The following is a 26,670-nucleotide window of genomic DNA, read 5'->3' as shown; positions in this document are numbered from 1 at the left end:
GTGTATCCCCTATTTCTGCGTTTTTAAATTCAAATAATCTAAAGATTAACCCTTCCTGATGAGAAGGGGTCGCCATTCTAACCAAGTTATCCACATCTGTCATGACGATTTCGTTTGATTTTGTCTAAAAAGAAATCTCTTGTGAATAAATTTAAATTCAAATCGGCTTGTGCATAACTTTTTGCACAACCTGTGGATAAATTAACACATAAACTTATCCACAATCCATAAATATAGTAAAAACAGAGTTATCAACAACCCAAATATATGTTTTTTAAATTTAAAAGTGCGAAATCCACAGAAAAAGTTATCCCTAATAAGAATAAATTTAAATTTCTAAATTTGAATTTATTTAATAGGGTGGAGATCTTTTGTGGATAACTGCAAAATATGAATTTAAATTCAAATACAGCAAATCCAAACCAAGATGGTATCTTGTTTTGTTGATAAATATGTATATAAGGTGTGTATATATTAAAAGTTCTAATAAAAATAGACAATTACTTTGTGTATAACTTTTAAAGTTATATATTGCACTGAATTATGACCGTGATAAAAAGAAGAGAAGAGATTAAAAATTTGGGTTAAATACAAAACTTTCTTGGTTTTTCATTGACAGCGTAAACATTGCACAATAAAATCGCGGACCTTTATAGAAAGATCATTTTTGGGAGTTTCAATATGAAACGTACTTTCCAACCATCTGAATTAAAGCGTAAACGCGTTCATGGTTTCCGTGCTCGTATGGCAACTAAAGCTGGTCGTCAAGTATTAGCTCGTCGTCGTGCAAAAGGTCGTCATAGCTTAACTGTTTAATACTGTTACGCTGACCAGACTTGGGTGTGATGACACTTTACAGTTTTAGCACAGACGTGCGAATACGCTGTGCTGCAGATTATAAAAGTGTATTTGATGGTGCGCTTTTTAAAGTGCATCAACCCCATTTTTTATTTCTTGCAAAATTAACCGAACAGCCTAAAAGCCGTTTGGGTATTGTTGTTGCTAAGAAAAAAGTGCGCCGAGCGCATGAAAGAAATCGAATAAAACGTCTTGCTCGTGAGAGCTTTCGTCTACATCAGCCGAATTTTGGATCAGACATAGATGTTGTGGTGATGCCGAAAGTTGGTATAGAAACGATTACGAATGCTGAGCTATATCAACAATTAGACTTTGCTTGGCAAAAATTACAGCGCTTAGCAAAAAAACATTCTAAAGTTGGCACAACCTCGCAGAATTAAGAGATAGCCAATGGTCCGTTTTCTACGTTGGTTGATTCGACTGTATCAAATTGCGATTAGTCCGCTTCTTGGACCCCGTTGTCGTTATATCCCGACTTGTTCCCAATATGCGATAGAAGCATTGCAAACTCATGGTGCGATAAAAGGCGTTTGGTTATCTTCTAAACGGATTTGTCGTTGTCATCCGTGGGGAGGATCTGGATATGATCCGGTACCGCCAAAAGCAATTCGTTTTATTTCGTTTCATCAAATAGATTCTCAAACGCATCATGTTGCTGTACCCTTTCGTGATCGTTTACTGAAGCAAAATCTCTCTAACCATTTGGGGTAATAGATATGCAACAATGGGCCAGGTTTGCAATTCTCGGGGCCATGTTTGTCACCGCATATTTGCTCATTTTGGCTTGGCAAAAAGATTATGGAAATGCTGCAACTGCTCCGCAACAACAAGCGGCAGCTGTAAGTTCGCATGAAGTATCTGCTGATTTGCCAAATGCTAAAAATGCAACAGTGGCTTCCGATGTGCCACAAGCAAATATTGCGCAGTCACAAACCACAGATGCAACTGCACCTGTGAATCAACAGCTTATTTCAGTACAAACTGACCTTTACCATATTTGGATCAATCCAAAAGGTGGTGATATTGTTCGTATTGAATTACTCTCACACGACAAAAGCAAAGACAGCGATCAACCTTTTGTTATGCTTGAAAATGATGCCAAGCGTACATATGTTGCTCAATCTGGCTTAATTGGTTTGAATGGACCAGATAGTAGTCGTGGTGGTCGTCCATTATATGCTGTTGAAAAGACATCATATACTTTGGCTGATGCTAAGGGTGTACAGGACCAAAAGGGTCAATCTGAAAAAGTTTTAAACGTTCCGATGGTATTTAAAACACCTGAAGGCGTTGAAATTATTAAAACTTTTACCTTTACTCAAGGTCAATATCCAATTGTTGTAAAACATCAAGTAATTAACCGTAGCCAACAAAGCTGGCAAGGTCAGATGTTTGGACAATTAAAGCGCGATAATTCTGAAGATCCAGGTAAATCTTCTCAAGGTATTTTCACTCTAGGAACTTTCTTAGGTGGAGCTTGGGGAACGCCTGATGCACATTACAACAAGCTTAAATTTGCTAATTTCTCAGAAGAAAAAGTAAATACTGAAGCGAAAGGTGGATGGGTTGCGATTGTTCAGCATTATTTTGTAAGTGCTTGGATTCCTGGAAACCTTAAGCTGACTCAAGCGAATGGTCAGCCTTATGTAGCTAAGCTTGAATCTCGTCAATCTGCTGATCACATGAATATCATTGGTTTTACCTCACCAGTGATTAATGTTCCGGCAGGCACTTCAATGGAAGTGGATGCAAAACTTTATTCAGGTCCGAAAGTACAATCTGAATTAAAAGATTTAGCTGTTGGTTTAAATCAGACTGTTGATTATGGTTGGTTATGGCCGATTGCTAAACTCTTGTTCTTAGGTCTTCAATTCTTCCATAGCATTGTGGGCAACTGGGGATGGTCAATCATCTTGCTTACCATTATGGTGAAGATGATCTTGTGGCCTTTATCTTCAAAAAGTTATCGTTCTATGGCGAAAATGCGTGTGATTGCACCAGAAATGCAACGCATGAAAGAAGAGTTCGGTGAAGACCGTATGCGCTTCTCGCAAGAAATGATGGCTTTATACAAACGTGAACAAGTAAATCCACTTTCAGGTTGTTTACCATTATTGCTACAAATGCCAATTTTCCTTGCTTTGTACTGGGTACTCATGGAAAGTGTGGAATTACGTCATGCACCATGGTTAGGCTGGATTCAAGACTTGTCAGCAATGGATCCTTGGTTCATCTTGCCGTTAATCATGGGTGCGACAATGTTTGCGCAGCAAATGTTGAACCCGCAACCAGCTGATCCAATGCAGGCAAAAGTGTTCCGCATTATGCCGATTATGTTCACGGTATTTATGTTGTTCTTCCCTGCCGGTCTCGTACTGTACTGGATTGTGAACAACAGTATTACTATTTTACAGCAGTCGTTTATTAATAAGAGCGTTGAGAAAAGTCGTATCAGTAAGACTGAATCAGCTTCTTAATCGTTGAACTTTTGCTGAATAAATCCGCTTAAGATGGTAATCTTAGGCGGATTTTTCTTTGGCTGGATTTTAGGTTTTTAGGTGAATAATATGCAAAGTCAAACCACGATTGCCGCAATTGCAACGCCACCTGGGCGTGGTGGTGTGGGCGTGATTCGCCTATCTGGACCTAAGGCTTATGAAATTGCTCAAAACCTGACACAAAAAAACTTGCCAGAAGCGCGTATGGCGGGTTTCCGTAAATTTTATGATGCTGATGGCAGCATTATGGATGAAGGGATTGTTCTATGCTTTCCCAATCCTCACTCGTTTACAGGTGAAGATGTTGTAGAGCTACAAGGTCACGGCGGTCCAGTCATCCAAAATGCCTTGCTTGGACGTTTATTTGAGCTTGGCGCAATCGCTGCAAAAGCTGGCGAATTTTCCATGCGTGCTTTTGAAAATGGCAAGATGGACTTGGTGCAAGCGGAAGCGATTGCCGACTTGATTGATGCGACTTCGCAAGCTGCGGCACGCTCTGCAGTTCGTTCTTTGCAAGGCGCTTTTTCAACAAAAATTAATACCGTTTTAGAAAAACTGATTCATTTACGCTTGCATGTTGAAGCAGCAATTGATTTTCCTGAAGAAGAAATCGATTTCTTGGCAGATGGCAAAATTTTAGCTTTACTTGAAGATGTTCAGCAGTCGGTACATGCCGTTCAGACCTCTGCACGACAAGGTCAATTACTCCGTGAAGGTCTACAAGTCGTTATTGCAGGCAAACCAAATGCGGGTAAGTCGAGCTTGTTGAATGCACTTGCTGGTGTTGAGCGTGCAATTGTGACCGATATTGCTGGTACAACTCGTGATGTTTTACATGAAAAAATTAGTTTAAATGGTCTACCAATCACCTTAACAGATACTGCGGGTCTTCGTGAAACAGGTGACATCGTTGAAAAAGAAGGGATTCGTCGTGCAATCAAAGAAATTGAACAAGCTGATTTGTTATTGCTGGTTTATGATTTAAATCAAGGTGATGACCCATTAAAACTTGCTCAAGAATATTTTGCTGAACACATTGAACCACGTCGTTTAATGTTAATTGGTAATAAATGCGATTTAACTGGACAATTAGCTGAAATAAGCGATTTTCAAGGGTTCCGTCATATAACCGTTTCTGCAAAACAAGAGATGGGCGTACAAGGCCTCGTAGACGCGATTACAGCGCATGCAGGCTTCCACCCTGAGGAAGACACCTTTATTGCAAGAACACGTCATTTAGACGCAATGAAGCGCACGCAGCTCTATCTTTCAGAAGCACGCGAGCAACTTGTTGTGTTTAACGCAGGTGAACTGGTTGCTGAGTCACTACGTCTTGCTCAAAATGCTTTAGGGGAAATTACCGGTGACTTTAGTGCCGATGACCTATTAGGCAAGATTTTTGGTTCATTCTGTATTGGAAAATAATTACAAAATTCTGAATGAATGCACATGGCTGTGTCATTCAGTCACCTCGTTAACCGTATCTTTTTAGAACCTTTAAAAACTCATCTAGCTCATTTTGATCAACTTGTGCGTCTTTGAGCACGTGGTGATGTAAATGCTGTTCCATTAATTCACTCATCAAACCGTTTATTGCCCCTTTAATTGCAGCAACTTGTTGTAGTATTTCTATACATGAAATATCTGTCTGTTCAACAGCATGCTCAATGCTGTTGATTTGTCCTTTTAGTCGTTTTACACGATTAACTATTTTTTTATCCTGACCAATGTGACTCATCTGTGTTCTCTTGTATAATTCAATATACTGGTAGGGAGTATATTGGGTTTAAATATTATGCAGGATCATAGTGTATCACGTCATCATCAACATCAGTTTGATGAAGGAAATCCACTTGCACAAAAACGTATTTTGATTGCAACGATTTTAACGGCATCAATGATGGTGTTAGAAATATTCGGTGGATGGTTTTTCAATTCAATGGCGCTTCTGGCTGATGGTTGGCATATGAGTTCCCATATGTTGGCTCTCGGTTTAGCCTATTTTGCCTATCGCGCGGCTCGTCATTATTCCAAAGATCGTCGGTTTAGTTTCGGAACGTGGAAAATCGAGATTTTAGCGGGTTATAGCAGTGCAATTTTGTTGATGGTTGTCGCCATTTTTATGGCGTTTCAGTCGATACAACGTTTATTTAATCCAGTTGAAATTTTTTATAATGAAGCGATTCCGATTGCAATTTTAGGTTTGGTCATTAACTTGATTTGCGCATGGTTACTTCACGATGATGGGCACCATCACCATCACCATCACCATCACCATCACGAGCATGAACATGGTCATCACCACCATGATTTAAACCAAAAAGCTGCTTTTTTACATGTAGTTGCAGATGCAGTAACTTCTGTTTTTGCAATTATTGCGCTTTTCGCAGGTAAATATTTCGGATGGGATTTTTTAGATGCGCTTTTAGGAATTTTAGGTGCTATTTTGGTTGCAAAATGGTCTCTTGGATTAATGAAAGAGACAGGAAAAACTCTTCTTGATGCAGAAATGGATCATCCGGTAGTTGAAGAGATCCGTGAAGTCATTGCTGAGTTTCCTAAACATATTGAAATTACGGATATTCATGTTTGGAAGGTCGCGAAAGGTAAGTTTTCTTGTATTTTGGCGCTCGAAACTGATGATATTTCTTTAACCGCAGATCAGATTCGTCATGCTTTATCCATTCATGATGAAATTGTGCATATTTCAGTAGAAATTAATACTCTAAAACCAGCTTATGTTCCACGTGAAACATTGGCATAAAAGAGTGGCAGTTTGGTTATAACTCGGTAATCAGTTCTGTTTTAAAAAGCTGAACTGATTAAAATGAGCTCCTCTCCTACCTATGAGTTGGTTTTATGCTTAAAAAATTAGGAATATTGACACTATTAAGCTTAACGGCGAGTTTAAGTTTCGCTAATGTGGATACGATTAGGGAAAATTTTAAAAAACAATATCCTAATTTGAAAATTAGTAATATTCAGAAAACCGAAATGTCTGGGATATATAGTGCTAATCTGGATCAACAAATCATCTATGTTGGCGAAGATGGTCAGCATATGCTTGTTGGCTCTATGATTCAGTTAAAAGATCAGAAGAATTTGACTAAAGATCTAGTGTTAGGACAGAACTCAATTGATTGGAAACAGCTGCCTTTAAAAGATGCGATTAAAACGGTGAAAGGTAATGGACAGCATGTTTTAGCAGTATTTTCTGATCCAAACTGTCCTTATTGCAAGCAACTCGAACCTGAACTCGACAAGCTTAATGACGTGACTATTTACACGTTCATCTATCCTTTAAAACCTCAGTCTATTGTGGTTTCTAGACAAGTTTGGTGTGCACCAAATCAATCTTATTCATGGAAAAAACTGATTCAGCAAGGTGTTAAACCAATAGCTGCGAGCTGTGCAAACCCAATTGACCGTAATTTGGAATTAGGAAAAAAACTCGGCTTTAACGGCACTCCTACTTTAATTTTTGCAAATGGTTTCAAACTGGTTGGCGCACGCTCTGCTGAAGAAATTCAGGCCCTATGGAAAGAGTTAGGTCTTTAAAATAAATTAAAAAAAGCACCATAAGGTGCTTTTTTTATAAATGAATTAAAGTTTAGCTTTTTCGTGCAATCAAGTTGTAGATAAAAAGAATAACGATGGCACCAATCACGGATGCGATAAAGCCTGCAGCTGAGTTTTCGCCATAAAGACCAAGTAAACGACCACCATAAGTGGCTAGAAGTGAACCTGCAATACCAATTAAGGTCGTTACGATGAAACCTGCTTTATCATCCCCTGGATGCAAAGCGCGAGCGATTAAGCCAGCAAAGAAACCAACTACAATAGCGACAATAAGTGACCACATATTTGTTCTCCAATTGTTTTTTTGATGAAGTTAATGATTTTGCTTCATATTCTATCGTGCGGTAGAGCTGTCTATTTTGTCTGTAGCAGATTGCGACTTTTTGTGTCTTTTTTGTTCAAAGCTAAGGTTTTATATAAAAAAATAGCACCTTGCGGTGCTATTTTTATGAAATTTATAAACCAATTTCACCAATAAAAGGCAAGTGGCGATATTTTTGATCGTAGTCTAAGCCGTAACCCACAATGAATCTGTCTTCAACTTCAAAACCTAAAAATTTCACTTCAAGATCAATTTCACGGCGAGATGGTTTACTCACTAATGTGCAGAGTTGAATTGAATTTGGCTCGCGAGTTTGCAACATTTCAACGACTTTGCTTAAGGTATTGCCTGAGTCGATAATGTCTTCAACAACCAATACATCTTTACCGCGAATTTCACCATCAAGATCTTTTAAGATTTTAACATCTCGACTTGAAGTCGTACCGCCGCCGTAGCTAGACACTGTCATGAAGTCGAGTTCATGCGGTTTGGTAATTGTACGGCACAAGTCTGCCATGAAAATAACAGAACCACGAAGTAGTCCAATAAGGACTAATTCTTTATCACTATTTGCATAGTGAGCGTTAATTTGCTCGCCGAGCTCTTTGACTTTTGCTTGAATTTCTTCGGTTGAAATCATGATGCTCATTGCAACAGTCATGGCAGATTCCTACAAGATATAAAAGAAAAAATAAAAAAGGTGTTGACCTGCAACACCTCGAAAATCTGAGTTAATGGTAAAATTTTAAAGCAAAATGACGTTTCATGCACCCTTTGAGGGCTGTGAAATTTTATCATTTTGCTGATTATGTCGATCACGCTTTAACGTAAGAGCACATATTCCAAATAATAACAAAAACTTAACAATGCCTTTTTTATTTGGCTGTTTCTTTTTGATAAGCACGGTTTCCATAAATATAAGTCGCCTCAATATTACGGTCATCACCTAAAGTGAATAATGCAAACAGTGAATCTCCAACAGATTTGGATTTAGACTGGCGAAGTTGCTGTAATGCGGTTGGCTTAAGATTTAGTACCACAAAGTCTGCTTCTTTACCAACGTTGAAGTTGCCTAACTGATCTTGCAAATCAAGCGCTTTTGCGCCGCCTAAAGTTGCATGATAAAGCGCTTCATAAGCTGAAAGTTTATCACCTTGTAACTGCTGAACCTTATAAGCTTCGTTAACGGTTTGCAGCAAACTAAATGATGTACCAGCACCGATATCTGTCCCTAAGCCTACTTTCACTTGTTTTTCCCAAGTTTTTTTCAGTGGAAATAAACCACTGCCTAAGAATAAGTTTGAAGTTGGGCAAAATGCGATAGCAGATTGCGTATCATGCATACATTGCCATTCTTCATCTTCTAAGTGAACGCAATGCGCAAACACAGAACGCTTACCAGTCAGACCATAATGTTGATAAACATCTAAATAGCCAGCTTGCTCAGGAAATAAAGATTTCACCCAAGCGATTTCATCTTTGTTTTCACTTAAATGGGTATGTACATAAACATCCGGAAATTCTTGTTTTAACTGCCCTGCTCTTTCTAACTGTTCAGGTGTAGACGTTGGTGCAAAACGTGGAGTAATCGCATAGAGAGCACGGCCCTTACCGTGCCATTTCTCAATCAGTGCTTTGGTGTCGCCGTAAGCCGTTTCTGGCGTGTCACAAAGCGCTTCAGGGGCATTGCGGTCCATGAGTACCTTCCCTGCAATCAAACGCATCTGAACGCGTTCTGCGGCTTCAAATAAGGCATCAACAGACTCGGGGTGAACTGTACAGAAAACCAGTGCTGTGGTTGTACCGTGTTTCAGTAGTTCTTGAACAAAGAACTGGGCAATTTCACTTGCATATGCTTTGTCCTGAAACTGGATTTCAGTTGGGAAAGTATAAGTATTGAGCCAGCTTAAAAGTTGTTCGCCGTATGCTCCAACCATTTCTGTTTGCGGGAAGTGAATATGGGTATCAATAAAGCCAGGTACAATCAATTGTTCTGGATAATGTTGAACCTCAACTCCAGCCGGTAGATGCGCTTGAGCGTCTTCCCATGCTCCAAACCATTTGATTTTTCCATGTTCACTAATCAATACACCATCTTCCAAATAACGTATTTGATTTGGAATATCAGTTGGCTCAGAGACAGTATGTTGAATATCTAAAAAACGACCACGCACAACGGTGGTATTTGCAATCAATGACATGGAAAGCCTATATATTTTCACTTTTTTCGATTGATTGTACCCCAGTTAGCCAAGATTTAAACGGTATAACGTTTACTTAGTCCCCATTCAGCCAAAATCCGTCGATAAGTCGTTGATGAACGGTCTGCTTCAAAATGTGCTTCCATCATTAAATCAAGCGGTAGTTCTTCTGGCTTTTGTGATTCGACCATGTCTTGGTCTTCGGCAAAAATTTGCGCATTAAATGCATATACTTTTTCTAAATCACCTGTTTGGTCAAAGTTACGAGTGAGTGGAACAAATAAACGGGTTTTATTACTTGAGATAGGACAACAGGCATTTAAAATTTTTAAGATCCCACCTTCTGGAAAATCGACAGTAAGCACGGCAGAAAATGGTGGATAAACCTCAAAAGTACGCTTCCACAAAAAGCCTTCTGGTTCGAGATATTTTAGTTCATGTGGATAGTTACTGACATTGCTGATATAGACCGTTTTCAGGCCGTAGCTGGTACGTTCAGTGTGATATTTAGGGACGACGGGATTATCACGACTCGCAAAGGCATTATGATGTACCCACGCAAAATGAGCAACATCGATAAACCCTTCAAGTTGACGTCCACTAGAACCACCAATATCGACGAAAGGCGGTAAAATTGATTGATGCTCTGCATGGTCCCAAGTATCTAATACAGGAATATTGGCTTTAGCAATATCACGACCATGAATACTGGTCCAAATGAGGCCGTATCTTTGCACAACTGGAAATTTGGTCAGAGAAAAACGATCAGAAATTTTGGTTAACTCGGGTTGAGCTGGTATTTGGGTACATTTCCCTTCAGCGTTATAGCGTAGACCATGATAAGGACACACAATCTCCTCACCATCGACCCAACCTTTGGTTAAAGGAACACCGCGATGAGGGCAAATGTCTCGGACCAGATGAATTTCACCACTTTGTGTTTTATATAACGCCATATTGACGTCTAGTAGCGTGACTCGTTGAGGCGCATTAGAGACATCTTGAATACGTGCAACCGGATACCAATGACTTGATAAAATTTCCCAATCTTTTGCATCAAAACTGCTGTTACATGGCATGGCAAGTGGCGTTAAAGTTGGAATAGCATTCATAGCATCACTCCTTAAAAAAATCAGGGCTCTCGCGAGCCCTTAAAATCTAGGCTTTTTTCTTTTTAGGAGATGCAAAGAGCTTGCCAATATCACTTTTTAATTTTGAAAATAAGAATAAAGTTTTTAAAATTCATAAGATTAAATTATTATATTTTTGAATTTTTGTTCTAATTTAGCTTTAAAAATAAATATTCATTATTTGTTATATATCTAAAATGCACTGTTTGATTGCGAACCAAGCATAATAAAAAAGCACTTTAAAAGTGCTTTTTTATAAATCTCTATGCGTTTTTACTCGACAAAATAATGTGCTGCAAAGTGAGCATCATTACCAATAATGTCATAGCAATCTTCACGAATAGACATGCCGGCGCATTGATGTCCAACCATCCATAAACCGAGTGTAGGCAGTTGTCCTGAAAATAATGGGGTATCTACCCATTTTTGTACAACATATCCGTATTTGTCATAGTCATCAAAATGAAAGCTACCAGAAGCTGAGCCTCGGTCATAACCATCTTGTAAAATTCGAATATTGGCCCCTTCCCTTGCCAAAATCGGCTTTTTCACCCATTTGCCAGACAAAATTTGTTGCGGGTCATAGGTATGGGTTTCGACTAATAAGGGATGGTTTGGATAACGCTTCCAAAGCTCAACCAAAATCGCTTTATTTGAAAGTAACATTTTCCAGCAAGGTTCAATCCACTGTGTTTGTGGATGGATATATTGAGAAAATGCTTCTTCCCAAATCCATTCCCATGGGTAGAGCTTAAATATGTTTTGAATGGGCTGATTATGGAGATCAACAAAATCTTGCCCGTTCCAGCCTATGTTCTCCATAGAAAGCTCGGAAACTTGTAGATGAGCTTGATAAGCGGTATCCATCAAGTACTCGAGATTGCCCCAGTCCTCCCTTCCAGCCTCCTGACAGGCAGCAAAATGTACATGGCTACCACGCGGTAAAATAGTCTTCCAGCGTTTAATCAGATCTTCATGAATGCTATTGAACTGGTCTCGGTTTGCAATGCCCGAGACTTGTTCTATCCACAGCCACTGCGCGACAGAAGCTTCAAGTAAGCCAGTCGGTGTGTCGGCGTTATATTCCAGCATTTTGATATTTCGCCCATCGTAAGCGAAATCAAAGCGGCCATAGAGCATGGGAGCATTTTGTTTCCACGAATGTTCAATATGGTTTATGGCGACTTCAGGAATTTGAAAATAAGCTGGATAGTTTCCCCGTTGAATGAGGTCTCCTACTACCGATAAACACATCTGATGCAGTTCATTTGCCGCATCTTCGAGTTGTTCAATCTGTTTAAGGGTAAACTCATACGCAACCCCTTCAGACCAGTAAATTGAGCCATCAAGAGAAGGTAAATTAAAATAATCGAAACCAATATTCTGATGCTCCACTTGCCAGTCTGGGCGCGGAGTAAATATTTTTCTTTTCATATTAAGTGAATGCCTAAAGACTTAGCCGCCAAAAGAAAAACCGCTACGACCAAAACCACCACGAATTGGGGATGAAGAAGAAGCGCTTTTCGCCGTACTTGAAATAATGGGGCGACCTACACTCAAATTGCTGTAAGGGTGTAATGTATTCCCGCGAAAAGAAACTTCCCGATTATTTCGATAATACGCAGGACCTAAATAGCGACCACCAACATAGCTAGAACCATGTCCACTTGAGCTATTTTCTTCTTTACAAGTTTGGGTATTCCAGTCACGAGCACAGTCATATTGGTTGTTATATACGTCTTGTACTAAAGGTCCATCATTATGGCTACATGCCGTGAGTAATAGAGGGACAACGACAAGATTAATTTTTTTAGAACGCATGAGACTCCACACATTTTAATAAGTATGTTCGGCATAAAATACCGAATAGCTGTTATCTATTATGTTTCTGATTAGGAAAGATAAATTTTAGGTTGGCATATGATATTAATCTGTTTTTTTAAAGTACAGTCTATTTTGAAAATTTAGATAACGAGGCATCTCACGTGTAGATGCCTTGTTGTGATGAATTAAGACTGCAATTGCTTTTTGTTATGTCGTAGAGAAAGATAAGCAGTGATTGCTAATACTATGACGATAAAGCTTAACGAGATCCAGATTGGCATGTGGAATACATCAAGCAACAACATTTTCGCACCAATGAACAATAAGATGATGCCTAAGCCGTATGGTAAGTAATGCAATTTAGTCGCAGCGCCAGCAAGCAAAAAGAACATTGCGCGTAAACCTAAAATTGCCATTAAGTTCGCCGTTAAAACAATAAACGGGTCGCTAGTTACGGCGAAAATAGCAGGAATAGAATCTACTGCGAAAATCACGTCTGAAGCTTCAACCAAAATCAAAACTAGAAATAACGGCGTTGCCCACAATAAACCGTTTTGACGTACAAAGAATTTGTCACCTTCAAGCTGTGGGGTAATACGCATATGGTTACGTAACCATTTTAAGAGCTTGATATCTTCAATATTGGTTTCTTCATCTTGGCCTTTTAAGAACTTAAAGCCTGTATATACCAAGAACGCACCGAAGATATAAAGTACCCAAGAGAACTCTTGAACGAACCATGCACCAATAAAAATAAAGAGGGTACGCAGTACGATTGCGCCTAATACACCGTAGAGCAAAATTTTACGTTGTAGTGCAGCTGGAATAGCAAACGCTGCGAAAATCATTAACCAGACGAAAACGTTGTCAATTGCGAGGGACTTTTCGAGTAAGTAACCCGCAAAGTATTCCATGGTTTTTTGGTTTGCTAAGGTCACCCCAACTGTTTGTTGTAGGTAAAGCCATAAACCACCACCAAATAAAGCTGCGACGCTTACCCACGCTACACTCCAGTAAGCAGCTTGCTTGATTGAGACATCCTGACCTTGCTTTTGCTTAAAGCCTAAAAAGTCAATCAGGAGCATGACAATGACTATGCCAAAGAATGCTATGTACAGCCATAAATTACCGATTGTTTCCATAAATCCTCCATACATCCGGCAATTGGGCATAAAAAAACCTCGACCAGTTGCCAGATGAATAAACATCTGTATCAACATGATCAAGGTCTTGCCTACATCATGAATTTCACGATGCTCAGATACCGACTTTTTAATAAAAGTGTATTGACGATACCTGACACATAACATTGCTGTTATGTTTGGAGGAGGCTACTCCCCTTGTCAAACTAAATTCTGTATTGGATAAAACATATCCAAGTTCACATAGAATGGCAGATTTTTTTGTATTACGCAACTGAACTTATTGTGGTGGTTTTAATATAAAAAAATCTATAGGTTATTTAATCAAACCACGGTCTAAAAGCGGTTTGCATATAATTTGGTAAAGGTGAATACAGAATGCGGTCAAACTTGTACCGTAAGCATTCCAGAAGTAATAACCTGCTGTATTGACTAGTAGTGCGACAATAAAAGCCCCTAACATGTCTAAAGGAAAATGCACACCTAAATAAATACGTGACCACGCCACCACAAATGACAAAAATAGCAGAATCATTCCAATCATTTTGCGCTGAGCAAACAAATAAGATAAAGCAATGGTGCTGAAAATCAGCATATGATTACTTGGAAAAGACGCTGTTGGTGCATGTTCAATAAAAGTAGTACCCACACCCATGACAAAGGGCCTTGAGTGATGATAAAACAGAGAAATAACATAACCGACTAAAAGCGATACGCAGGTTAAAAAGACAGATTTAATGACCCTATTTTTTAAATCTTGATCGCCATAAAACCATAAGAATGTAAGGATGAATAAAAGAATATAGAGGAGATCATTAGCAAAAAAGATAGCAAGACGAATGATAAATTGACTCGCATCCTGAGCCCCATTAATCACATGGAATAAGCTAAGGTTGAGTGTTTCTAAAGACATTCATATTCCAAACAAGAACAAAAACGTGAGCTATGATAAAGAATTAAGCTTAATAGCTTGATAAAGAATTGTCACAAAAATGAAATATAGCTCGCTGATGGGTAAAGATTAAACAACAGGTCTAGATAATTTTTAATGCGTGATCTAAGCGTTGAGATTAAAGTGTTAACGTGTCGGCACTTTATACGAGAACGTTATTTCATGACTACTCAAGAAAAACAGAAAAAATTAAGTTTGAGGCCCCTATCTCCAAGAGATCCAAAACAATCCCATAGAGCAGCGACTCCCCTCGAATTATTGTTTGATTTAATTTTTGTAGTCGCAATTGCAACAGCTGGTCAGCAGTTACACCACGCGATTATTGAAAATCACCTCTGGCATGCACTGCCAAGCTACCTGATGGTATTTTTTGCGCTATGGTGGGCCTGGATGAATTTTTCATGGTTTGCTTCAGCTTACGATAACGATGATGCTTTGTATCGCTGCCTTACCTTTGTGCAGATTGTAGGTTCATTGGTCATGGCTGCGGGTATTCCTGATGTGTTTCACAGTCAGGATTTTGATGTAATCATTATCGGTTATGTGATCATGCGCATGACCTTGGTGACTCAGTGGCTCAGAGCAGCAAAACATGATCCTGAAAGGCGAGTTACGGCTTATCGCTATGCAATAGGTATAGTCTTAGTACAAATTGGCTGGCTTGTGGCTAACTTTGCTCATGTACTTTCAATACCTCTATTTTTATTTCTGGTTGTAGTGGAGTTATTTGTTCCAATCTATGCAGAAAAATATTCTCCAACGCCGTGGCATCCTCATCATATTGTAGAACGTTATGCCCTACTCACAATTATTGTGTTGGGTGAGTCGATTGTCGGTAGTTTTAATGCCATACGAGATGCTTTAGCCGCTCAATCAATGAATATCCCCGCCATTTTCTTGATGGTGGGTGGATTGATGCTCATGTTCGCAATGTGGTGGGCTTATTTCGATCGCAGTGAACAACACCATCATGTTAAAGGTGTACGTCCTTTTGTTTGGGGTTATGGCCATTATTTTGTTTTTGTCAGTATTGCTGCAGTAGGTGCAGCGCTTGCTGCTGCCGTGGATGTTACAACCCATCATGCGCATATTTCTGATTTATATATGGGAATAGTTGTTGCGGTGAGTGTAGTAATTTATACCACCTGTATTTGGATACTTTATGAGTTCCAATGCTTATCTGGCATCACGAAATGGTTTTACCCGATCACAGCGCTGATTATTTTATGTATCCCATTTATTTGTAATAACGTGGGATATAGCGTTTTTGCGATGGGCATTGTCTATAGTTTACGTTTAATGGTTTCTAATAAATTTATGGTCAATATAGAGCCAGAAAAGATTTAAAAGTCACTGATAAAAAACGGGTTTCAATTTGAAACCCGTTTTTTATTGAATCATCTAAAGCGGAAGTTAAGCAGCTTTCGCTTTTAATGCGCTCATTAATTTTTGATGTAAGCCACCGAAGCCACCATTAGACATAATCACAACGGCATCGCCCTCACCTGCTTCATTAACAATACGTTCAATAATTTCATCAAGTGAACGGCTCACTTGAGCATGGTTAGAAGCAGCTTCAATCACTGGTTGTAGATCCCAATCTAAGCCTTCTGGCTGATACCAGATCACTTCGTCTGCTAAGCGTGCTGAATGTGCTAAGCCATCTTTATGACTGCCCATACGCATCGTATTTGAACGTGGTTCAATAATGGCCCATAAACGACGTTCGCCTAAACGTTTGCGTGCGCCATCTAAAGTGGTGTCAATTGCTGTTGGATGGTGAGCAAAGTCATCATAAACCTCAATACCATTGACTGTGCCGAGTAACTCCATACGGCGTTTTACACCACCAAAGTTAGACAAAGCTACACAAGCTTGTTCAAGCGAAACACCCACATGTTGAGCGGCTGCGATTGTTGCCAAAGCATTTGCTACGCTATGTTGCCCTGTCATGCTCCACTTCACTTCGCCAACTACTTTGCCATTTTCGAGTACTTTAAAATGGCTACCATCAATTGAAATGAGTTCGGCAGACAAAGCAGCTTTTTCATTTGCTTCTAAACTTGTACGAATTACTGGCGTCCAGCAGCCCATTTCAAGCACTTCATCAATATGCGTTTCAGTAATTGGCGCAATAATACGACCTTCACTTGGAATAGTACGCACAAGATGATGGAACTGCTTTTGAATCGCTGCTAGGTCATCAAAAATATCGGCATGGTCAAATTCAAGGTTATTTAAAATCGCCGTTTTTGGGTGATAATGAACAAACTTAGAACGTTTATCAAAGAAAGCTGAGTCATATTCATCGGCTTCAACGCAGAAGTATTTGCCACCCCCTAAACGTGCACTTTCACTAAAACCAAGTGGAACACCACCAATTAAAAAGCCCGGATTTAAACCAGCTTGATCAAGTACCCAAGCTAACATGGTTGTAGTAGTAGTTTTTCCGTGAGTACCTGCTACACCAAGTACGTGTTTACCTTGTAAAACATGATCGGCAAGGAACTGTGGACCAGAAATATATGGCAGGCCTTCGTTTAGCATGTATTCGACAGCATCAATACCACGTTTCATGGCATTGCCGACAATAACCAAGTCCGGATGAGGCTGTAAATGACTACGGTCATAGCCTTGCATGAGTGTAATGCCTGCATTTTCTAACTGGGTAGACATCGGTGGGTAAACGTTTAAATCGGAACCAGTTACCTTATGTCCTAAATCACGAGCCAAAAGTGCTAAAGAGCCCATAAAAGTGCCACAAATACCCAAGATATGCAGATGCATTGCTCGCCTTCTCCACTGCTTTTGTACACAACATTAAAATGAATTGCTGTGTGTGCATTATTGATAAATTTGCCAGCAACGATAGCAAGGCTAAACTCGAAAAGATAGTCAAAAATCGTTGTTGTTCTATGTGTTTGAGGCCCCTAACAAAAGCACATCTTTATTTTTTCGATTTAAGCTGAATTACAGTTTTATCTTTTATAATATTTTTGATCCATATTAATTCTTAAATCATCGTGATGATGAAGGATGTGCCTTTGAGCCCAACGGTTTTAGCTTTTGCTCTCTTAATTATCTCTAATTGCTTTATGACGCTCGCATGGTACGGGCATCTCAAATTTTTACACCATGCTCCCATTTGGCAAGCAATCCTATTCGGTTGGATTATTGCCTTACTTGAATACAGTTTTATGATTCCCGCTACTCGTATATTGAGTGCACAAGGTTGGTTGCTCGGTGAAATGAAGATCACTCAAGAAGTGGTCACGCTGGTTGTGTTTGTACCATTTATGATTTTCTTGTTTAAACAGCCATTTAAACTCGATTATTTATGGGCGATGTTATGTCTATTTGGTTGTGTTTATTTCGTATTTAGAAGCCAATAATCTGTAAGAGCTTGTAGTGAATCAATTATTCAATACAAGCTCTTAATCTTCCAAATCCTTGATGATCTTGCAGAATGTTTAAATAATATTAATAAAATTTGAGAATGTGGCACTTTTAAAGCATGGCAATTTTTTATGAGAATAAAAATATTCACAGAGCTGATCAGTTAAATTTTCGTGAGATGAAAAATCAGTCTATAATAATGGGCTTCCGAACCATTTAAAACTTGGCTCTCGTCGAGATTTATCTTCTTTTACTTTTGTCTCTGGAACATTAGCAATGAATGCGGCCGCAGCACAAGACGCTCAACCTCTCGTTGGAATTATTATGGGTTCTCAATCTGATTGGGCAACTCTCGAAAACACAGCCAATATGCTTAAACAGCTTGGTGTCCCATTTGAAGCGGAAGTGGTATCTGCTCATCGTACTCCAGACCGTTTATTTGAATACGCAGAAACTGCGCGTGATCGCGGTATTCAAGTGATTATTGCTGGTGCAGGTGGTGCAGCGCATTTACCTGGAATGTGTGCCGCAAAAACTGATTTACCAGTTTTGGGTGTGCCAGTTAAATCATCAATTTTAAATGGTGTAGATTCTTTGCTTTCAATTGTACAAATGCCAGCAGGTATCGCCGTTGGTACTTTAGCAATTGGTCCAGCTGGTGCGACGAATGCTGCAATCATGGCGGCACAAATCTTAGGTTTAACTCGTCCTGAAATCGCAAAGAATGTTGCTGATTTCCGCGCTGCACAAACTGATAAAGTTGCAAGCAAAAATATTCCGGGTCAGGTGTAAGAGGCTGAGATGGATAAAACTATCGGTATTTTTGGTGGTGGGCAACTGGGCCGAATGATGGCTCAAGCAGCATTACCATTAAATATTCAGTGTACTTTTTTTGAAGCAAATACAGATTGTCCAGCAGGTGTTTTAGGCCAAGTCTTTTCTAGCCAAGATGAGCAAGGTTTAAAGCAGTTTATTGAAAGTGCTGATGTTTTTAGTCTTGAGTTTGAAAATACGCCCGTTGAAGATGTGGATGTTTTAACACAAACCAAAGCATTGCACCCTCCCCGTGTTGCTTTAGCAACTGCACAAAATCGTTTGTCAGAAAAAGCATTGTTTGATGAGCTTACTATTCCTGTAGCGCCGTATCGTGCTGTAGATAGTCTAGAAAGCTTGAAAAAGGCTGTTGCTGAGCTTGGTTTACCGATTGTGCTTAAGACTGCAACTGGTGGATATGACGGTAAAGGTCAGTTTGTACTTCGTTCAGAAGACCAGATTGATACGGCGTGGGCTGAACTTGGTCCTGCAAAAAGCTTAGTGGCTGAAAGCTTTGTGAAATTTTCTCGCGAAGTTTCGATTATTGCAGTACGTGGCCAAAATGGTGAAGTGAAGACTTGGCCATTAGCTGAAAACCATCATCACAATGGTATTTTATCGCATTCAATTGTTCCTGCACCGAATAGTGAAGCTTTACAACCAATTGCTCAAGACTACATTACGCGTTTGTTGAATCATCTTAACTATGTTGGTGTGCTGACTCTCGAGCTATTTGTGACAGAACAAGGCTTGTGTGCAAATGAGATGGCACCACGTGTGCATAACTCCGGCCACTGGTCAATTGAAGGCGCGGTTTGTTCTCAGTTTGAAAACCATATTCGAGCTGTTGCAGGCTTACCATTAGGCTCAACAGAAGTTGTTCGCCCAACGGTTATGATCAATATTATTGGTCAACATCCTAAAACTGAGGATGTACTTGCCTTAAATGGTGCTCATCTGCATCTTTATAACAAGTCAGAACGTGCTGGCCGTAAATTAGGCCATATCACTTTAATGCCTGTGGATAGTAATGAATTGACGAATTTATGCCGTCAATTGGCAGAAATTTTGCCAGAACCACTTGCTTTAACAGCAGATATGACCCTCTAAAAGTATTTTTAATTTTCTAAAAAGCGATCTTCGGATCGCTTTTTTTTATTTTTTAAATTTAAAAAATAGTAGAATATGCATATTTTGGGGTGTGGATAACTTTAATTGGAAATTTTGAATTTAAAAAAGCTTCTGTAATTTGAATTTAAAACCATAAAAGGCAGTCTTGGTTGTTTTTGAATTTAAAATTAGTTATCCACAAAAGTATTTTTAAATTTAAATGAGAAAGGTAGGTGGGTTTTTAAATTCAAAAATAGAAGTCTATTGGTATGAGGTTTTGAATTTAAAAATTTTGGCTGATTTTTAAATTTAAAAGTGCGGATTGCTGTGATTGTGCTGGGTGTTAATATTTAATAAATAATAAGAGAATATGGAATAGCATTAAGAAATAGAAGCTTTTTGCTGTATTGTGGATAAAGTTATCCACAAAAAGTATTATTTACGGTTTAAATTTAAAGAAGTGTTTTTGAATTTAAACTTGAGGTTATTTTTTGAATTCAAAACTTATAATTTGGATTAAGAAATTTTTAAATTTAAAAATAAAGTAGAAAGTTTGAATTTAAAACATGGGGAATGAATTTAAAGTAGAGATTATGAATTCAAATTTACGTTTTCTCTCTGAAATTTTGGACTCATAATGGTATGGTACTTACAAATTTAAATTTAAAAATTGAACTAGGATAATATGCGACGTTTTTCTTGTATTGTTGGCTCTGTATTTTTAGCGATGACTCAGGCTCAAGCAGAGCTCGTAATTAATGGTTCTACAATATCTAGCAGTGCTACTGTTCCAGTAGTGACGAGTGAAGATTATACACCTAATAATAATTTCCAAAGCTGTTTGGCAAATTTACGTTCTCAAGCAATTGCTGCTGGAGTATCGGGTACAACTTATGATCGTTATACCCAAAACTTGACCCCAGATTATTCAGTTATTGATAAATTAAACTATCAACCAGAATTTTCGACACCAATTTGGGATTATCTTTCTGGTCTAGTTGATGAAGAGCGCGTTGAGCTTGGTAAACAAAAACTGGCGCAACATCGCGATGTTTTAAATCGTGCTTCTCAAACTTACGGTGTACCACCAGAAACAATTGTGGCAGTGTGGGGGGTTGAAAGTAATTTTGGTGATATTTCTGGAAAATATCCTTTATTACAAGCGCTCGGAACTTTAAGTTGCGAAGGGCGTCGACAAAGTTATTTCCGTACTGAATTCTTTGCCACCATGCGTATTTTACAACGTGGTGACTTAACCGAAGATCAATTAAAGGGTTCATGGGCTGGGGCATTTGGTCACACCCAATTTATGCCGTCTACTTATGAACGTTTAGCGGTTGATTTTGATGGAGATGGTCGTCGAGATTTAGTTTCTAGTACAGCTGATGCACTGGCTTCAACTGCTAATTTCTTAAATAAAGCAGGTTGGCAAACAGGAATGCCGTGGGGTTTTGAAGTCAAAGTTCCCCAAGGTATGTCAATTGATGGAGAAGGGCGACGTTCAAAGAAAGCTTTAAGTAGCTGGAGTGCACGAGGGGTGACCCGAATTGATGATTCTCCACTTGTTCAAGGGGCTTTATCTGGCAATACTTCAGCGGGTTTAATGGCACCTGCAGGTGTAAATGGTCCAGTATTTTTAGTATTTAAGAATTTTGATGCTATTTACAGCTATAACGCTGCGGAAAGTTATGGGCTTGCGATTGCACATTTATCTGATCGTTTAAAAGGTGCTGGTCCATTTGTTGCGTCTTGGCCCACTGATGATCCGGGAACTTCACGTGCAGAACGTCGTGAAATCCAACAGTTTTTGATTAACCGTGGCTATGATATTGGTGCAGTTGACGGCCTTATTGGAGATAAAACCCGCGTAGCTATTCGTCAAGAACAAACTCGTTTAGGTTTAAACCCAACGGGACGGGCAGGGCAACAAATTTTACGCGCATTCCGTCAAGAACAAGCGCAAAAAATGATGCAATAAATTGAAAATAATAAAAAAGGTCTGCTTATGCAGACCTTTTTTATAGGCACTTATGTACGATTACTACTCTAATTTAACCGCTTCCAAAATATCAAAAATAACCGAAGTAACATCTTGGCTTAAGTCACGATCATTAAAGATTTCATACGCAGTGATCGTGACATCAGTATCACTTGGTAATTGCTTTTGCTCTTCTTCAATTAAATGTTCAATCGGTAACAGAGTCTGTTTTACTTCAAGATGGAGAATATCTTTATATTCGATATTTTCATCCTCAAGCTCGATTTCATGCTCATTGAAAAAGGGAATTAAAATAGAATGGAGGTATGGTTTAATTTCAATAATATCAAACAGTTCAATATCGCGAGTCTGTTCAATTGTGCTGATATGATCATTTACTTCAATCAGGATATGATAATAACTCATCTTGATCTCCATTCTATTTTCGTTAGCTCTTATGACCACAATAACATGACTTTGATACCAATTTCGATGTATCTATCCAGAAATAGATACATCATTTAATCAAGCCTTTAATTATTGAGGTAAAGCACTTAATAGATCACGATCAGCATCCGTAAGTCCAGTGATTTTTTTATCACCATCTTTACGTACTGAGTACATTAATGCATTTGGTTGATCACTGTGTTTTAAGCCAAGCGCATGACCTAACTCATGAGCAATCGTTAAGCGTAAATCATCAATAGACTTAAACTCATAAATCACAATTTGTTTGCCGTTATAGATACCTTTCTTAAAGACATCCGCTTGAGCATTTTGCTTAAATTGGTTTAATGAATTATTAAACTCATTATTAATCTGATTAAAATGAGTAACTTTTACATTTAAGTCTTTAGCTTGCTGATTATATGCAGCAATTTCTTTCTTTAAAGCAACAGTTTGTTTTTGCAAATCTTTCTGAGTTTTAGCCAGAGATTTAGCATTATATTCAGGTGCTAATTTGCCTTGGTTAAGTTGCATCATTTGCTGGTCAAGATTTTTCAATTTGCCATTCAAAATCTGCTTCTTATTTTCAAGCTCAGACTGAGTTTGACCAAGGGTTTGCTTCAATTGCTTAATTTGTTGCTGTTCATCAATTACACGTTGCTGTTCTTGTTGGAACTGTGCCGCGATTTTTTGACGCTGTTCAGAACGACTTTGGCTATTATCGTAAACTAAACGAATTTCTAACTTTGCATTTGGATCATAAGTAAAATAATCCTGACCAGTACCTTGCTTCCAAATGTCCGCAGCTTGTTGACTAATCTCAATTAATTGATCTTGGCTTAAACCAAAACGTGGATCAACTTCAGCAATTTTATAAGTCAAATGTTGACCTGCTTTTTGCTGGATTTGAGTATGAGCTGGGGTAGCAAGATTAGCATTAGCCTGAAAATTAGAAAAAGCGAAGGCTACGCCTAATAACAAAGATGTTAAACGCATAATCGAAGGGGGAGATTTGAAAAAAAACGTATTATAAGAATATAAAATGAAAAATCAATCAAAAAACGTACAATTTGGGCAAATAAATGAGACTTTAGTCTCATTATTTTTTACCAAATGCCAAATAGTTTTTTAGAAAAAATTTAATATATTTAGTTTTATTTAGTTTTTTTAATCATTTAACTTTAATTATTTTCTTAATTAGACCTGTAAATTGAACCTAATAAATCTAAATCAGAATTTGTTAATTTAAAATTATGAATGTCTTGCTCTTTTAAGTAGGGGTACATTAAGGATTTAGGATCAGTAGTATGTTTTAGGCCTAAAGCATGGCCAAGTTCGTGAGCAAGGGTCAAACGTAAATCATTTAATGAGGCGTAACCATAAATCTGAATTTGGTTTTGGCTAAATAAGCCTTTATGGAAGGGTTGAATATTGGTTTTTTGCTCTAGTTTAAATTGTGTTTTTAAAGCGGCTAAATCACTTTGCTCTTGATTTAATTCTTTGATTTTTATATTAAGTATTTGGATTTTAAAATTTAAATCGTTTGTTTCACTTTTTATATATTCCGATTTTTGCTCTAGTTGTTTTTGCCGTTCTTTTAAATTATCGGCATGAGCGTACTGATGTTCTCTTTGATTAAAGCGTATTACGTCTTGTTGATATTGTTCAAACTCAACTTTTAGACTGACCTTTTTCTTGTTTAAATCACTTGATAGTTGAGCAACTTGCTGTTTGTTTAGAACAATTTCTTCATTTTTAATGCGCCAAGCTTTCTGCTTTTGCAAAAGTGCATCCAAATTTTTTTGTTGCTCATCTTTAAACATTTGATGGTCATCATAAATTAAGTTAATTGACAGTTGAGCCTGTGAATCGTAAATAAAATAGGTTTTCCCAGTCTCTTTTTGCCAGATTTCAGCCGCTTGTTGGCTTACCTCAATAAATTGTTCTTTGGTGATTTGAAACCGCGGGTCAATAAAGGCAATTCGATATTTTAAAGGTTTTTGAGATGAGCTGATTGAAAGGTTGCTTTGAGCAAACAGCATTGTTTGTAAGCCCATGCATAAGCATAAGCTCAATCCCCACCATAGAAATTTTTTCATGGCAAAATAAAAAATATAAATAAATCTTATTGTTAGCTAGTTAATTTAATTCGTCAAAATGATAAAAACTTCAATAGATTAGTAAGGTGTGTGATCTTGATAAAAAAATTACAAAAGAAGTTTTTAGACTTGGCAATAATGGAATAATTAATGTAATAAATAACAGTGGTTTTTTAATAAAAAAATCTTAATTAAAATTAATAACTTATTTTTTATGATTGATCTTTTTGACATTAAATAATTTAAAAATATACTGAAAAATGTATTGTTATTTTTTGTAACTAATAAAAAACCGCGCCTAAGCACGGTTTTTTATTAAAGAAACAAATTATTTTTTGTCATCTTTAACTTCAGTAAATTCAGCATCTACAACGCCATCATCTGCTTTTTGTTGACCCGCATCTCCACCTTGGAATGCATTTGGATCAAAGCCTTCAGCGCCACCAGCTTGTTGTGCTTGTTCATAAGCACGTTGAGTGATAGGCATCAAGATGTTTTGTAAAGCTTCAGTTTTCGCTTTGATATCTTCAACATCGTTTTCTTTAGTTGCTGCTTCAAGTTCAGAAACTGCAGTGCTCACAGCAGTTTTTTCATCTTCAGTAACTTTATCACCAAGATCTTTAACTGCTTTATTCGAGCTTGAAATTAATGCATCAGCTTCGTTACGAGCTTTTGCAAGTTCTTCAAACTTACGATCTTCTTCAGCATTCGCTTCAGCATCTTTAATCATTGCTTCGATTTCAGCATCAGACAAACCTGAGTTCGCTTTAATCTGGATCGATTGCTCTTTACCAGTGCTCTTATCTTTAGCAGATACTTTCAAGATACCATCAGCGTTGATGTCGAAAGATACTTCAATTTGTGGCACACCACGTGGAGCAGGTGGGATGTCACCTAATTGGAAGTTACCCAACAATTTGTTTTGTTGAGCCATCTTACGTTCACCTTGGTAAACAGAAATGTCTACAGCAGGCTGGTTGTCAGCAGCAGTAGAGAACACTTGTGATTTCTTCGCAGGAATCGTCGTGTTTTTCTCAATGATTGGTGTTAATACACCACCCATTGTCTCAATACCTAAAGTTAATGGTGTTACGTCTAATAAAAGAACGTCAGTTTTGTCACCAGACAATACAGCACCTTGAATCGCAGCACCGATTGCAACTGCTTCATCAGGGTTCACGTCTTTACGTGGCTCTTTACCAAAGAATTCTTGTACTTTTTGTTGTACAAGTGGCATACGAGACTGACCACCAACCAAGATCACATCAGAGATGTCAGAAGTCGAAAGACCAGCATCTTTAAGTGCGATTTTACAAGGCTCAATTGTACGAGCAACCAAATCAGCAACTAAACCTTCAAGTTTTGCACGTGTTACATTGATCACTAAGTGTTTAGGACCAGTTGCATCAGCTGTGATGTATGGAAGGTTGATTTCAGTTGCGTTAGATGAAGAAAGCTCGATTTTTGCTTTTTCAGCAGCTTCTTTCAAACGTTGTAACGCAAGTGGATCATTTTTCAAGTTCACACTTTGTTCTTTCTTAAATTCTTCAACTAAGAATTCAATTAATGCGTTATCAAAGTCTTCACCACCAAGGAAAGTATCACCGTTTGTTGATAACACTTCGATTTGTTGGTCGCCATCAAGGTCTGCGATTTCAATGATTGATACGTCAAAAGTACCACCACCTAAGTCGTAAACTGCAACTTTACGGTCGCCTTCTTTTTTGTCCATACCGAACGCAAGTGCAGCAGCAGTTGGTTCGTTAATAATACGTTTAACGTCTAAACCAGCGATTTTACCCGCATCTTTAGTTGCTTGACGTTGAGCATCGTTAAAGTAAGCAGGAACAGTAATAACTGCTTCAGTAACTGTTTCACCTAAATAGTCTTCTGCAGTTTTCTTCATCTTTTTCAAGATTTCAGCAGAAACCTGTTGAGGCGCTAATTTTTTATCGTTTACTTCAACCCAAGCATCGCCATTGTCTGCTTTGATGATTTTATAAGGTACAAGACCGATATCTTTTTGTACCGCTTGATCTTCATAACGACGACCAATTAAACGCTTGATAGCGAATAATGTATTTTTCGGGTTAGTTACTGCCTGACGCTTAGCACTTTGACCTACTAAGATCTCGCCATCTTTATAAGCAATGATCGATGGAGTTGTACGTGCGCCTTCAGCGTTTTCGATTACTTTTACTTTATCGCCTTCAAGTACAGCAACGCATGAGTTGGTAGTACCTAAGTCAATACCAATAATTTTTGCCATGTGACGTTTTCCTCAAAAATTCTTTTGCAATGTTTTTGCTTGTTATCCGATA

The 26,670-nt window shown here is 38.2% G+C and carries 25 protein-coding genes and 1 pseudogene; 12 read left to right on the top strand and 14 right to left on the bottom strand.

Features of this window, described 5'->3' with window-relative positions; genetic code table 11:
- The first annotated feature begins 681 nt into the window (after window positions 1-681).
- The 5 genes from rpmH to mnmE all read left to right on the top strand — a co-directional run bounded on the left by rpmH (window position 682) and on the right by mnmE (window position 4,781).
- On the top strand, window positions 682-816 hold the full coding sequence (gene rpmH / locus SOI76_RS18615; protein ID WP_000831329.1) for a 50S ribosomal protein L34: 135 nt from the start codon (window positions 682-684) through the stop codon (window positions 814-816).
- 29 nt (window positions 817-845) lie between these two features.
- Entirely contained in the window at window positions 846-1,238 is a 393-nt protein-coding gene (gene rnpA, locus SOI76_RS18610) for a ribonuclease P protein component (protein ID WP_005063921.1), read from the top strand.
- 10 nt (window positions 1,239-1,248) lie between these two features.
- Window positions 1,249-1,569 carry a membrane protein insertion efficiency factor YidD gene (gene yidD, locus SOI76_RS18605; protein ID WP_003656027.1) on the top strand — a complete coding sequence of 107 codons (321 nt, stop codon included), beginning with the start codon at window positions 1,249-1,251 and terminating at the stop codon, window positions 1,567-1,569.
- Between the two features lie 5 nt (window positions 1,570-1,574).
- On the top strand, window positions 1,575-3,335 hold the full coding sequence (gene yidC / locus SOI76_RS18600) for a membrane protein insertase YidC (RefSeq protein WP_104080778.1): 1,761 nt from the start codon (window positions 1,575-1,577) through the stop codon (window positions 3,333-3,335).
- A 90-nt stretch (window positions 3,336-3,425) separates the two neighbouring features.
- Complete coding sequence (mnmE, locus tag SOI76_RS18595; RefSeq protein WP_009392881.1) at window positions 3,426-4,781, top strand: tRNA uridine-5-carboxymethylaminomethyl(34) synthesis GTPase MnmE; 1,356 nt, start codon at window positions 3,426-3,428, stop codon at window positions 4,779-4,781.
- A gap of 49 nt (window positions 4,782-4,830) precedes the next feature.
- On the opposite strand, the gene SOI76_RS18590 is transcribed toward mnmE, so the two are convergent.
- Complete coding sequence (locus SOI76_RS18590) at window positions 4,831-5,094, bottom strand: metal/formaldehyde-sensitive transcriptional repressor (protein WP_104080779.1); 264 nt, start codon at window positions 5,092-5,094, stop codon at window positions 4,831-4,833.
- A gap of 57 nt (window positions 5,095-5,151) precedes the next feature.
- Between SOI76_RS18590 and dmeF the strand changes: the two genes are divergently transcribed.
- The gene (gene dmeF / locus SOI76_RS18585; protein ID WP_205668485.1) at window positions 5,152-6,120 is read left to right on the top strand and encodes a CDF family Co(II)/Ni(II) efflux transporter DmeF; all 969 of its coding nucleotides are present in this window, start codon (window positions 5,152-5,154) and stop codon (window positions 6,118-6,120) included.
- A gap of 95 nt (window positions 6,121-6,215) precedes the next feature.
- Window positions 6,216-6,914, top strand: coding sequence for a DsbC family protein (locus SOI76_RS18580; RefSeq protein WP_104080781.1), 699 nt, complete (start codon window positions 6,216-6,218; stop codon window positions 6,912-6,914).
- Window positions 6,915-6,966: 52 nt separating this feature from the next.
- Here the strand turns inward: SOI76_RS18580 and SOI76_RS18575 are convergent, their stop codons facing one another.
- From SOI76_RS18575 to SOI76_RS18540, 8 genes are all read right to left on the bottom strand, one after another.
- Entirely contained in the window at window positions 6,967-7,218 is a 252-nt protein-coding gene (locus tag SOI76_RS18575; RefSeq protein ID WP_002115476.1) for a GlsB/YeaQ/YmgE family stress response membrane protein, read from the bottom strand.
- Between the two features lie 172 nt (window positions 7,219-7,390).
- Entirely contained in the window at window positions 7,391-7,918 is a 528-nt protein-coding gene (gene hpt, locus SOI76_RS18570) for a hypoxanthine phosphoribosyltransferase (protein WP_002115408.1), read from the bottom strand.
- Between the two features lie 214 nt (window positions 7,919-8,132).
- Window positions 8,133-9,458, bottom strand: coding sequence for a guanine deaminase (gene guaD / locus SOI76_RS18565; protein ID WP_104080782.1), 1,326 nt, complete (start codon window positions 9,456-9,458; stop codon window positions 8,133-8,135).
- Window positions 9,459-9,514: 56 nt separating this feature from the next.
- Complete coding sequence (locus tag SOI76_RS18560) at window positions 9,515-10,570, bottom strand: aromatic ring-hydroxylating oxygenase subunit alpha (protein ID WP_104080783.1); 1,056 nt, start codon at window positions 10,568-10,570, stop codon at window positions 9,515-9,517.
- Window positions 10,571-10,861: 291 nt separating this feature from the next.
- Window positions 10,862-12,022 (bottom strand): glutathionylspermidine synthase family protein, encoded by a 1,161-nt coding sequence (locus SOI76_RS18555; RefSeq protein ID WP_104080784.1) that lies wholly within the window; start codon window positions 12,020-12,022, stop codon window positions 10,862-10,864.
- Window positions 12,023-12,043: 21 nt separating this feature from the next.
- Complete coding sequence (locus SOI76_RS18550) at window positions 12,044-12,409, bottom strand: hypothetical protein (protein WP_032056184.1); 366 nt, start codon at window positions 12,407-12,409, stop codon at window positions 12,044-12,046.
- Window positions 12,410-12,597: 188 nt separating this feature from the next.
- Complete coding sequence (terC, locus tag SOI76_RS18545; RefSeq protein WP_000447689.1) at window positions 12,598-13,554, bottom strand: TerC family protein; 957 nt, start codon at window positions 13,552-13,554, stop codon at window positions 12,598-12,600.
- A 316-nt stretch (window positions 13,555-13,870) separates the two neighbouring features.
- Window positions 13,871-14,467 (bottom strand): undecaprenyl-diphosphatase, encoded by a 597-nt coding sequence (locus SOI76_RS18540; RefSeq protein WP_104080785.1) that lies wholly within the window; start codon window positions 14,465-14,467, stop codon window positions 13,871-13,873.
- A gap of 135 nt (window positions 14,468-14,602) precedes the next feature.
- On the opposite strand from SOI76_RS18540, the gene SOI76_RS18535 reads away from it, so the two are divergent.
- Window positions 14,603-15,853 carry a low temperature requirement protein A gene (locus tag SOI76_RS18535; RefSeq protein WP_104080786.1) on the top strand — a complete coding sequence of 417 codons (1,251 nt, stop codon included), beginning with the start codon at window positions 14,603-14,605 and terminating at the stop codon, window positions 15,851-15,853.
- Between the two features lie 66 nt (window positions 15,854-15,919).
- On the opposite strand, the gene mpl is transcribed toward SOI76_RS18535, so the two are convergent.
- Window positions 15,920-17,293 carry a UDP-N-acetylmuramate:L-alanyl-gamma-D-glutamyl-meso-diaminopimelate ligase gene (gene mpl / locus SOI76_RS18530; RefSeq protein ID WP_104080787.1) on the bottom strand — a complete coding sequence of 458 codons (1,374 nt, stop codon included), beginning with the start codon at window positions 17,291-17,293 and terminating at the stop codon, window positions 15,920-15,922.
- Window positions 17,294-17,535: 242 nt separating this feature from the next.
- Between mpl and SOI76_RS18525 the strand changes: the two genes are divergently transcribed.
- From SOI76_RS18525 to SOI76_RS18510, 4 genes are all read left to right on the top strand, one after another.
- Complete coding sequence (locus tag SOI76_RS18525; protein WP_079284434.1) at window positions 17,536-17,898, top strand: DMT family protein; 363 nt, start codon at window positions 17,536-17,538, stop codon at window positions 17,896-17,898.
- Between the two features lie 280 nt (window positions 17,899-18,178).
- The gene (gene purE / locus SOI76_RS18520) at window positions 18,179-18,694 is read left to right on the top strand and encodes a 5-(carboxyamino)imidazole ribonucleotide mutase (RefSeq protein WP_002115451.1); all 516 of its coding nucleotides are present in this window, start codon (window positions 18,179-18,181) and stop codon (window positions 18,692-18,694) included.
- A gap of 9 nt (window positions 18,695-18,703) precedes the next feature.
- Window positions 18,704-19,825, top strand: coding sequence for a 5-(carboxyamino)imidazole ribonucleotide synthase (gene purK, locus SOI76_RS18515; RefSeq protein WP_104080788.1), 1,122 nt, complete (start codon window positions 18,704-18,706; stop codon window positions 19,823-19,825).
- 685 nt (window positions 19,826-20,510) lie between these two features.
- Window positions 20,511-21,803, top strand: coding sequence for a lytic murein transglycosylase (locus SOI76_RS18510; protein ID WP_205668486.1), 1,293 nt, complete (start codon window positions 20,511-20,513; stop codon window positions 21,801-21,803).
- Window positions 21,804-21,866: 63 nt separating this feature from the next.
- On the opposite strand, the gene SOI76_RS18505 is transcribed toward SOI76_RS18510, so the two are convergent.
- The 4 genes and pseudogenes from SOI76_RS18505 to dnaK form a co-directional block, all read right to left on the bottom strand.
- Window positions 21,867-22,241 carry a hypothetical protein gene (locus tag SOI76_RS18505; RefSeq protein WP_014207668.1) on the bottom strand — a complete coding sequence of 125 codons (375 nt, stop codon included), beginning with the start codon at window positions 22,239-22,241 and terminating at the stop codon, window positions 21,867-21,869.
- 99 nt (window positions 22,242-22,340) lie between these two features.
- Window positions 22,341-23,350, bottom strand: a pseudogene (locus tag SOI76_RS18500) (M57 family metalloprotease).
- Window positions 23,351-23,443: 93 nt separating this feature from the next.
- Window positions 23,444-24,349, bottom strand: coding sequence for a matrixin family metalloprotease (locus tag SOI76_RS18495; protein ID WP_104080789.1), 906 nt, complete (start codon window positions 24,347-24,349; stop codon window positions 23,444-23,446).
- 328 nt (window positions 24,350-24,677) lie between these two features.
- Window positions 24,678-26,618 carry a molecular chaperone DnaK gene (gene dnaK / locus SOI76_RS18490; RefSeq protein ID WP_002115449.1) on the bottom strand — a complete coding sequence of 647 codons (1,941 nt, stop codon included), beginning with the start codon at window positions 26,616-26,618 and terminating at the stop codon, window positions 24,678-24,680.
- Window positions 26,619-26,670: the final 52 nt, after the last annotated feature.

The organism is Acinetobacter pittii (genome assembly GCF_034064985.1).
GTDB lineage: Bacteria > Pseudomonadota > Gammaproteobacteria > Pseudomonadales > Moraxellaceae > Acinetobacter > Acinetobacter pittii_H.
The sequence above is the reverse complement of the archived record's forward strand: the minus strand, read 5'-3'. Positions and strand labels throughout refer to the sequence as shown.